The sequence below is a fragment of the Pseudomonas sp. P4_C3 genome (assembly GCF_056402075.1).
In genome coordinates, this window is sequence record NZ_JBFUIC010000182.1 from 1 (window position 1) to 9,046 (window position 9,046).

9 protein-coding genes are annotated in these 9,046 nt (G+C 60.9%); 8 read left to right on the forward strand and 1 reads right to left on the reverse strand.

Translation table 11 applies throughout. The features are described from left to right. The 8 genes from AC1DVH_RS21825 to pcaC all read left to right on the forward strand — a co-directional run. On the forward strand, positions 1-730 hold a 730-nt coding region (locus AC1DVH_RS21825; protein ID WP_477755555.1), incomplete at its 5' end, for a CoA-transferase subunit beta. After that, positions 727-1,932, forward strand: a complete 1,206-nt coding sequence (gene pcaF / locus AC1DVH_RS21830) for a 3-oxoadipyl-CoA thiolase (protein ID WP_477755556.1) — start codon at positions 727-729, stop codon at positions 1,930-1,932. The genes AC1DVH_RS21825 and pcaF, both read left to right, overlap by 4 nt. 37 nt (positions 1,933-1,969) lie before the next feature. Beyond that, positions 1,970-2,674 carry a protocatechuate 3,4-dioxygenase subunit beta gene (gene pcaH / locus AC1DVH_RS21835; protein WP_477755557.1) on the forward strand — a complete coding sequence of 235 codons (705 nt, stop codon included), beginning with the start codon at positions 1,970-1,972 and terminating at the stop codon, positions 2,672-2,674. A 1-nt stretch (position 2,675) separates the two neighbouring features. Next, entirely contained in the window at positions 2,676-3,242 is a 567-nt protein-coding gene (gene pcaG / locus AC1DVH_RS21840) for a protocatechuate 3,4-dioxygenase subunit alpha (RefSeq protein WP_477755558.1), read from the forward strand. Between the two features lie 195 nt (positions 3,243-3,437). Next, positions 3,438-4,742, forward strand: a complete 1,305-nt coding sequence (locus tag AC1DVH_RS21845) for an MFS family transporter (RefSeq protein WP_477755559.1) — start codon at positions 3,438-3,440, stop codon at positions 4,740-4,742. A gap of 45 nt (positions 4,743-4,787) precedes the next feature. Next, entirely contained in the window at positions 4,788-6,152 is a 1,365-nt protein-coding gene (locus AC1DVH_RS21850) for a 3-carboxy-cis,cis-muconate cycloisomerase (protein ID WP_477755560.1), read from the forward strand. Positions 6,153-6,164: 12 nt separating this feature from the next. Continuing rightward, the gene (pcaD, locus tag AC1DVH_RS21855; protein ID WP_477755561.1) at positions 6,165-6,956 is read left to right on the forward strand and encodes a 3-oxoadipate enol-lactonase; all 792 of its coding nucleotides are present in this window, start codon (positions 6,165-6,167) and stop codon (positions 6,954-6,956) included. A gap of 10 nt (positions 6,957-6,966) precedes the next feature. After that, positions 6,967-7,359: a 4-carboxymuconolactone decarboxylase gene (gene pcaC / locus AC1DVH_RS21860; protein WP_477755562.1), complete on the forward strand. Its 393-nt coding sequence runs from the start codon at positions 6,967-6,969 to the stop codon at positions 7,357-7,359. A gap of 135 nt (positions 7,360-7,494) precedes the next feature. Here pcaC and AC1DVH_RS21865 read toward each other — a convergent pair whose 3' ends face one another. After that, positions 7,495-8,754, reverse strand: a complete 1,260-nt coding sequence (locus tag AC1DVH_RS21865) for an OprD family porin (protein ID WP_477755563.1) — start codon at positions 8,752-8,754, stop codon at positions 7,495-7,497. Between the last annotated feature and the right edge of the window lie 292 nt (positions 8,755-9,046).

Below are 9,046 nucleotides of genomic sequence, written 5' to 3' on the forward strand. Positions count from 1 at the left end.
GAAGAACGGTTCGGTGTGCTTCGTCGGTATCGGCCTGCCGTCGAAAGCGGCCAACCTGGCGCGCCTGACGTCCTCGCCTGATGTCGTTCTGATCTACGAATCGGGTCCGATCGGTGCCAAGCCGAGCGTACTGCCGTTGTCGATCGGCGACGGTGAACTGGCGGAAACCGCCGACACCGTGGTCCCGACCGGCGAGATTTTCCGTTACTGGCTGCAGGGCGGGCGTATCGACGTCGGCTTCCTTGGTGCGGCGCAGGTCGACCGTTTCGGCAACATCAACACCACCGTGGTCGGCGATTACCACGCACCGAAAGTGCGCCTGCCAGGTGCCGGTGGCGCGCCGGAAATTGCCGGTTCGGCCAAGAGCGTGTTGATCATCCTCAAGCAGTCTTCGCGCTCCTTTGTCGACAAACTCGATTTCATTACTTCGGTCGGTCACGGTGAGGGTGGCGATTCGCGCAAGCGTCTTGGCCTGCCAGGCGCCGGTCCGGTGGGGATCATCACCGACCTGTGCATCATGGAACCGGAGGAGGGTACCCACGAATTCGTGGTCACCGCACTGCACCCCGGCGTGACCCGCGAGCAAGTGGTCGCAGCCACCGGTTGGGCGATACGTTTTGCCGACAACGTTGAGCACACCGCTGAGCCAACAGAGGTCGAGCTGACCGCATTGCGTGATCTCGAAGCCCGCACTGCTGCCGCCCACGGCCAAGCACCCGGAGAAGCGTGATGCGTGACGTTTATATCTGCGACGCGATTCGTACCCCCATCGGCCGTTTCGGCGGCGGCCTGTCGACGGTGCGTGCCGACGACCTGGCTGCCGTGCCGATCAAAGCCTTGATGGAGCGCAACCCGTCGGTGGACTGGAACGCCGTGGACGAGGTGTTCCTCGGCTGCGCCAACCAGGCCGGTGAAGACAACCGCAATGTCGCGCGTATGGCGCTGTTGCTGGCCGGGCTGCCGGAAACCATTCCGGGCGTGACCCTCAATCGCCTCTGTGCTTCGGGCATGGATGCCATCGGTACCGCGTTCCGCGCTATCGCCAGCGGCGAGATGGAGCTGGCGATTGCCGGTGGCGTCGAGTCGATGTCCCGTGCGCCGTTCGTGATGGGCAAAGCTGATGCCGCGTTCTCGCGCAACATGAAACTGGAAGACACCACCATTGGCTGGCGTTTTATCAACCCGTTGATGAAAGCCCAGTACGGTGTGGATGCGATGCCGCAGACCGCTGACAACGTGGCCGACGATTACAAGGTGTCCCGCGCCGATCAGGACGCGTTCGCCCTGCGCAGTCAACAACGCACAGCCGCCGCGCAAGCCGCCGGGTTCTTCGCCGAAGAAATTGTTGAAGTGCGCATTGCCCACAAGAAGGGTGAAACCGTGGTCAGCCAGGACGAGCATCCTCGCGCCGACACCACCCTGGAAGCCCTGACCAAACTCAAACCGGTCAACGGCCCCGACAAAACCGTCACCGCCGGCAACGCCTCCGGAGTGAACGATGGCGCGGCAGTATTGATCCTGGCCTCGGCCGAAGCCGTGAAGAAACACGGCCTGACCGCCCGCGCTAAAGTGCTGGGCATGGCCAGCGCCGGTGTTGCGCCGCGGGTGATGGGCATTGGCCCGGTGCCTGCGGTGCGTAAACTGACCGAACGCCTCGGTGTGGCGGTCAGCGATTTCGACGTGATCGAACTCAACGAAGCCTTCGCCAGCCAGGGTTTGGCGGTGCTGCGTGAACTGGGGATCGCCGACGATGCGGCCCAGGTCAATCCCAATGGTGGCGCGATTGCCTTGGGTCATCCGTTGGGCATGAGCGGTGCGCGACTGGTGTTGACCGCGTTGCATCAGCTGGAAAAAACCGGTGGCAAGAAAGGTCTGGCGACCATGTGTGTCGGTGTCGGTCAAGGTCTGGCCCTGGCGATCGAGCGTGTCTGACGCGCTCTGAAGACTTATAAGAACTGAGGAATGCTTCATGACTGACAAGCCTGGTTACCGTCGCCCGCAGGCGGGCACTCAGCCGGAATACCTGCACCCGACCTATCAATCCACCAACCTGCGCTCGCCGTCCAGGCCGTTGGTGTTTCTGCCGCATTCGTTGTCGGAAATCACCGGTCCGAGCGTCGGCGCCGAGCGCGTCAACGAGAAGGACAACGACCTGACCGCCCAGCATGAGGGGCAGCCACAGGGTGAGCGCATCATCATCCACGGTCGTGTACTGGATGAAAACGGTCTGCCGGTGCCGGGGATTCTGGTGGAGATCTGGCAGGCCAACGCCGCCGGTCGCTACGCCCATGCCCGCGACCTGCATGACGCACCGCTGGACCCGAATTTCACCGGCACGGGCCGCACCGTGACCGACGCCGATGGCTGGTATCAGTTCCAGACCATCAAGCCCGGCGCCTATCCATGGGGTAACCACCATAACGCCTGGCGCCCGGCGCACATCCATTTCTCGCTGTTCGGGCCGAGCATTCTGACGCGCCTGGTGACGCAGATGTATTTCCCGGGCGACCCGTTGCTGGCGTACGACCCGATCTACAACTGCGTGCCCGATACCGGCGCCAAAGAGCGCTTGATCGCCACGTTCGATCTGGAAAAAACCATCCCTTCCTATGCCCTCGGTTATCGCTGGGACATCGTTTTGCGCGGCCGCGACGCCACGCCGATGGAGAAATAAGATGACGCTGACTGCGACCACGTCCCACACCGTCGGGCCGTACTACCACATCGGCCTGACCTGGCTGAACCGCGAAAACCTGACCGTCGAACAAACCCTGGGCGAGCGCATGGCGATCACCGGGCAAGTGGTCGATGGCAACGGTGATGTCGTCAACGACGCAATGCTGGAAGTCTGGCAGGCCAACGCCGCCGGCAAGTACGATCACCCGGAAGATGACCAGGACAAACCCCTGGACCCGAACTTCGAAGGTTTTGGCCGGGTACCGGTGGATGCCGAAGGGCGTTTTCGCTTCACCACCATCAAGCCGGGCACGGTCGAGGGGCTCAAAGGCACGACCCAGGCGCCGCATCTGGTGGTGCTGGTGTTTGCCCGTGGCCTGGTGAAGCACTTGCTGACGCGGATTTACTTTGATGGCGAGGCGGCCAACGTGAATGATCCGTTGCTGGAATGCGTGCCGGCCGAGCGTCGCAATACGTTGCTGGCCAAGCAGGATGCGTCGGGCGTGTACCAGTGGAACGTGATTCTGCAGGGCACCGATGCCGAGACGGTGTTCTTCGACTATTAAGTGAACACCGTAAAAAACTGTGGGAGCGAGCTTGCTCGCGATGACTGAGTCACATCCAACATAAATGGTGACTGACCTGACGCTATCGCGAGCAAGCTCGCTCCCACAGTGGATTTGTGTTGCTGATCTATCTGTGGAACGGGACTGTTGCAAAGTGTGTCTAGACTCTCACTGTCCCTTTTGAGTGAAAAAACAATGACAACACCCACGGCTCCTATAGCTCTTTATACGGGCGAAGAACGCAACAAGCGGATCTTCGCCATTGTCGGTGCTTCGTCCGGCAACCTGGTCGAATGGTTCGACTTCTATGTCTATGCCTTCTGTGCGATCTATTTCGCGCCGGCCTTTTTCCCGTCCGACAACCCCACGGTGCAGTTGGTCAACACGGCTGGCGTGTTTGCCGCCGGCTTCCTGATGCGCCCGATTGGTGGCTGGATTTTCGGTCGGTTGGCGGACAAGCACGGGCGCAAGAACTCGATGCTGATCTCGATTCTGATGATGTGCTTCGGCTCGTTGCTTATTGCCTGCTTGCCGACCTACAACAGTATCGGGGTCTGGGCGCCGATCCTGTTGCTGTTCGCCCGTTTGCTGCAAGGCTTGTCGGTGGGCGGTGAGTACGGCACCACCGCGACTTACATGAGCGAAGTGGCGCTCAAGGGCCAGCGCGGTTTCTTCGCTTCGTTCCAGTACGTGACCCTGATTGGCGGCCAGTTGCTCGCGGTGTCGCTGGTGGTGATCCTGCAACAGTTCCTCACCGAGGATGACCTGCGTGCCTACGGCTGGCGGATTCCCTTTGTGGTCGGTGCCATGGCGGCGTTGGTTTCGCTGTATTTGCGTCGTTCGCTGAAAGAAACTTCCAGCAAGGAAATGCGCGAAAACAAGGACGCCGGCAGCATCAGCGCGCTGTTTCGCGACCACAAAGCAGCGTTCATCACCGTGCTCGGTTACACCGCCGGTGGTTCGCTGATTTTCTACACCTTCACCACGTACATGCAGAAGTACCTGGTGAACACCGCCGGCATGCCGGCCAAGACCGCCAGCTACATCATGACCGGCGCGCTGTTCCTTTATATGTGCATGCAACCGGTTTTCGGCATGCTCGCCGACAAGATCGGCCGGCGTAACTCGATGCTCTGGTTCGGCACCCTCGGCACGCTGTTCACCGTGCCGATCCTGTTGAGCCTGAAAAGCGTGACCAGTCCGTTTCTGGCCTTCGTGCTGATTACCCTGGCGCTGGCGATCGTCAGTTTCTACACCTCGATCAGCGGTCTGGTAAAAGCCGAGATGTTCCCGCCGGAAGTACGCGCCTTGGGCGTTGGCCTGGCGTATGCGGTGGCGAATGCGATTTTCGGTGGTTCGGCAGAATATGTGGCTTTGAGCCTCAAGGCCGTGGGCATGGAAAACTCCTTCTACTGGTACGTCACGGTGATGATGGCGGTGGCGTTCCTGTTCAGCCTGCGCCTGCCGAAACAGGCCGCGTATCTGCATAACGACCTTTGATCTTCACGCGCGGGCTGCAGCGGCCCGTGCCTCCAGGAACTGTTTATGAATCAGCGACCGGGCAATCAATTGTTCGATGCCTATTTCACTGCCCGCGATATGCGTGAGGTGTTCTGCGATCAGGGCCGGGTCCAGGCCATGCTCGATTTCGAAGCGGCACTGGCCCGGGCCGAAGCGCAGGTAGGGTTGATTCCGTCGAGTGCTGTCGCGCCGATTGAAGCGGCTTGCCGCGCCGGGCTTTATGACTTCGCGGCGTTGGGCGAGGCGATTGCCACCGCGGGTAACTCGGCCATTCCGTTGGTCAAGGCGCTGGGCAAACAGATCGCGGCCACCGATGCCGAAGCCGAGCGCTATGTGCATCTGGGCGCGACCAGCCAGGACGTGATGGACAGCGGCCTGGTGTTGCAACTGCGCCGCGCACTGGCGCTGATCGAAAGCGATCTGGCGCAACTGGGCCAAACCCTTGCGACGCAGGCCCAACGTTATACAGCGACGCCATTGGCCGGGCGCACCTGGTTGCAACACGCAACGCCTGTCACCCTCGGCATGAAAATCGCCGGTTGGCTGGGGGCAGTGACGCGCAGTCGCCAGCGCTTGGCCGAACTCAAGCCGCGCCTGCTGGTGCTGCAATTCGGCGGTGCGTCCGGAACCCTTGCGGCCCTTGGCGACCAGGCCATGCCAATTGCCCAGGCGCTGGCCGAAGAACTGCAACTGGCCTTGCCCGAACAGCCGTGGCACACCCAGCGCGATCGCGTGGTTGAATTCGCTGCAGTACTCGGCCTGATCTCCGGCAGTCTCGGCAAACTCGGGCGCGATATCAGCCTGTTGATGCAAACCGAGGCTGGCGAAGTGTTCGAACCTTCGGCGCCGGGCAAGGGCGGTTCTTCGACCATGCCGCACAAGCGCAATCCGGTGGGCGCGGCGGTGCTGATCGGTGCGGCAACGCGTGTACCCGGTCTGCTCTCGACGCTGTTCAGCGCCATGCCCCAGGAACACGAACGCAGCCTCGGCCTGTGGCATGCCGAGTGGGAAACCCTGCCGGAGATTTGCTGCCTGGTGTCGGGCAGCCTGCAGCAAGCGCTGTTGATCGCCAAAGGACTGGAGGTGGATGCCGAGCGCATGGCGCGCAACCTCGATTTGACCCAGGGCCTGGTGCTCGCCGAAGCGGTGAGCATCGTCCTCGCGCAACGGGTAGGGCGCGACACTGCGCATCATCTCTTGGAGCAATGCTGCAAACGCGCCGTGGCCGAACAACGTCACCTGCGTGCGGTCCTCGGCGACGAACCGCAAGTGACCGCCGAACTGTCGGTGGCTGAACTCGATCATCTGCTGGACCCCGCCCATTACCTCGGTCAGGCCAAAACCTGGGTCGAGCGCGCGGTGGCTGAACATTCTGCATTGACTGCCTGAAGGAGACTTGCTGTGGCTTTTGTACAACTCGCCGAGGGCGAACTGCATTACCAACTCGATGGACCGGTCGATGCGCCGGTACTGGTGTTGTCCAATTCGTTGGGCACCGACCTGCACATGTGGGACGCGCAAATCCCGGCGTTCTCCGGGCATTTTCGCGTGTTGCGTTTCGACACCCGTGGTCATGGCCAGTCATTGGTGACGCCGGGGCCTTACAGCATCGAGCAACTGGGTCACGACGTGCTTGCCTTGCTGGATGCCTTGCACATCGAACGCGCGCATTTCTGCGGTCTGTCCATGGGTGGGTTGATTGGCCAGTGGCTGGGGATCAATGCCGGCGAACGCCTGAACAAGCTGATCGTGTGCAACACAGCAGCGAAAATCGGCGATCCGTCAGTGTGGAACCCACGTATCGAAATGGTGCTGCGTGATCGTCAGGCGGCTATGGTTGCCCTGCGCGATGCGTCGATTGCCCGCTGGTTCACCCCGGACTTCTCCGCCGCCAACCCGGCGGCAGCCAAGCAAATCACCGACATGCTCGCGGCCACTTCGCCCGAAGGCTATGCAGCCAATTGCGCTGCGGTGCGCGATGCCGATTTCCGCGATCAGTTGTCTGCGATCAAGGCGCCGCTGTTGGTGGTTGCCGGAAGCGAAGATGCGGTGACGCCACCGTCCGGTGGGCATTTCATCCAGGAGCATGTGCGCGGGGCCGAGTACGCCGAGTTCTATGCGGCGCACTTATCCAACGTCCAGGCAGGCAATGCGTTCAGCGAGCGTGTGCTGGCGTTTCTGTCGGCTGATTGAGGGGATTTCCGTGGACGAGAAACAACGTTATGACGAGGGCCTGAAGGTCCGTCGCGCGGTCTTGGGCGATGCCCACGTCGACCGCAGCCTGAATGCCTTGACCGAGTTCAACTCGGAGTTTCAGGAGATGATCACCCGTCACGCCTGGGGCGACATCTGGACCCGCCCTGGCCTGCCGCGCCACACCCGCAGCCTGATCACCATCGCCATGCTGATCGGCATGAATCGCAACGAAGAATTGAAACTGCACCTGCGCGCTGCCGCCAACAACGGCGTGAGTCGTGGCGAGATCAAGGAAGTGATCATGCAGAGCGCCATCTACTGCGGGATCCCGGCGGCCAATGCGACGTTCCATTTGGCCGAGTCGGTGTGGGATGAGTTGGGGGTTGAGTCGCGGGGGTAAGCGGTAACGCCGTACAACCTGTGGGAGCGAGCTTGCTCGCGATGGCGGTGTAACAGTCAATGTAGATGTTGAATGTTACGACCTCATCGTCGGAACGCCGCCCGGAGCAAGCTCGCTCCCACATTTGTTTTGTGTTTACAGCAGACTGATCGGATAGCTGATGATCACGCGGTTCTCATCGAACTCGTTATTGCTGTAGTCGCGGCGCATGGTCGAGTTGCGCCATTTCACGTTCAGGTCTTTCAGCGCACCGCTCTGCACGGTGTAGCCCAGTTCACTTTCACGCCCCCATTCCTTGCCATCGGTGATGCTGCCGGTGTGCACATTGTCGCCGCTGATATAGCGGTTCATCAGGGTCAAACCCGGTACGCCGAGGGCGGCGAAGTTGTAGTCGTGGCGTACCTGCCAGGAGCGTTCCTGGGCATTGTCGTAGCTGGAGTTGTAGCTGTCGTTGGCCAGTGTGCCGCCGCTGGTGCCGTTGACCCGCATCCAGGCGTTGTCGCCGGTGAGTTTTTGCAGGCCGACGTAGAAGGTGTTGCCGCCGTATTTGGCCGAGAACAAGCCGTACATTGTCTTGTTGTCCAGCTCGCCTGCCCGTGCGCTGCCGTCATCCTTGCCATAGAAAAAACCCAGGTTGGCGCCCAGGGTCCAGTCGCCAAGCGGCTGGCTGTGGATCAAGTTGACGAATTGCTGGCTGTAGATGTCCTTGAGCTCGGCGTTCCACAGGCCTATCTGGGTGCGCTTGTCGTTGAACACGTACTCGCCGCCCTCGAAGTTGAAACGGTCAGAGGTGAACGCCGCTTTGCCGGTCATCGACATTTCGCTCATGCTGCTGTCGTCGCGCGGGCTGTTCTGGCGGAACTGGCCGCCGTAGAGCGTCAGGCCATTGATTTCCTTCGACGTGATCTGGCCGCCACGGAAGGTTTGCGGCAACGAGCGACCGTCGTCCGAACGCAGGATTGGCAGCACCGGCATCCATTCCCCAACTTTCACTTCGGTTTGCGACAGCTTTGCCTTGAACGCCACGTTGGTGCGGCCGAAATTGTCCGCCGGGCGACCGTCGTGATCCAGCGGCAGCAGTTGCGTGCCGCCGGTGCCTTTGCCGCCATCAAGCTTCACCGAATACAAACCGAGCACATCCATGCCGAACCCGACGGTGCCCTGGGTGAACCCGGATTTGGCGTCGAGGATGAAACTTTGCGTCCACTCTTCAGCCTTGCCCTGGGCCTTGGTCGGGTTGGTGAAGTTGCGGTTGATGTAGAAGTTGCGCAGGTTCAGGTTGATCTTGGCCCCATCGACGAAGCCCGACTCTTCGGCGTTGGCGGGCAGGGCCGCGCTGGCCAGGGCAATGGCAATCAGGCTGGGAACGAAATACTGCGCAGTGGAAGGCGTCATGAGCTCGGGTCTCTCTAATTCTTGGGGATGAAACGGGGGAGTGCCGCAATCAGGTGATTGCAGACAAGTCATTGGAATCTGTGGCAAAACGAACAGGATCAGCCGGACAAGGCAGGGCGCGGGGACATGGTGTCGAACCTGATGTTATTGGTCTTGTGGGCCGAATGGTGCGGGGAATGAACCAGATGGTTCAATCTGTGAAAGCGGGTTTTGGGCGATTATCGAACAGCAAAAAAACAAAAGATCGCAGCCTTCGGCAGCTCCTACAGAAGAATGCGGTCCCCTGTAGGAG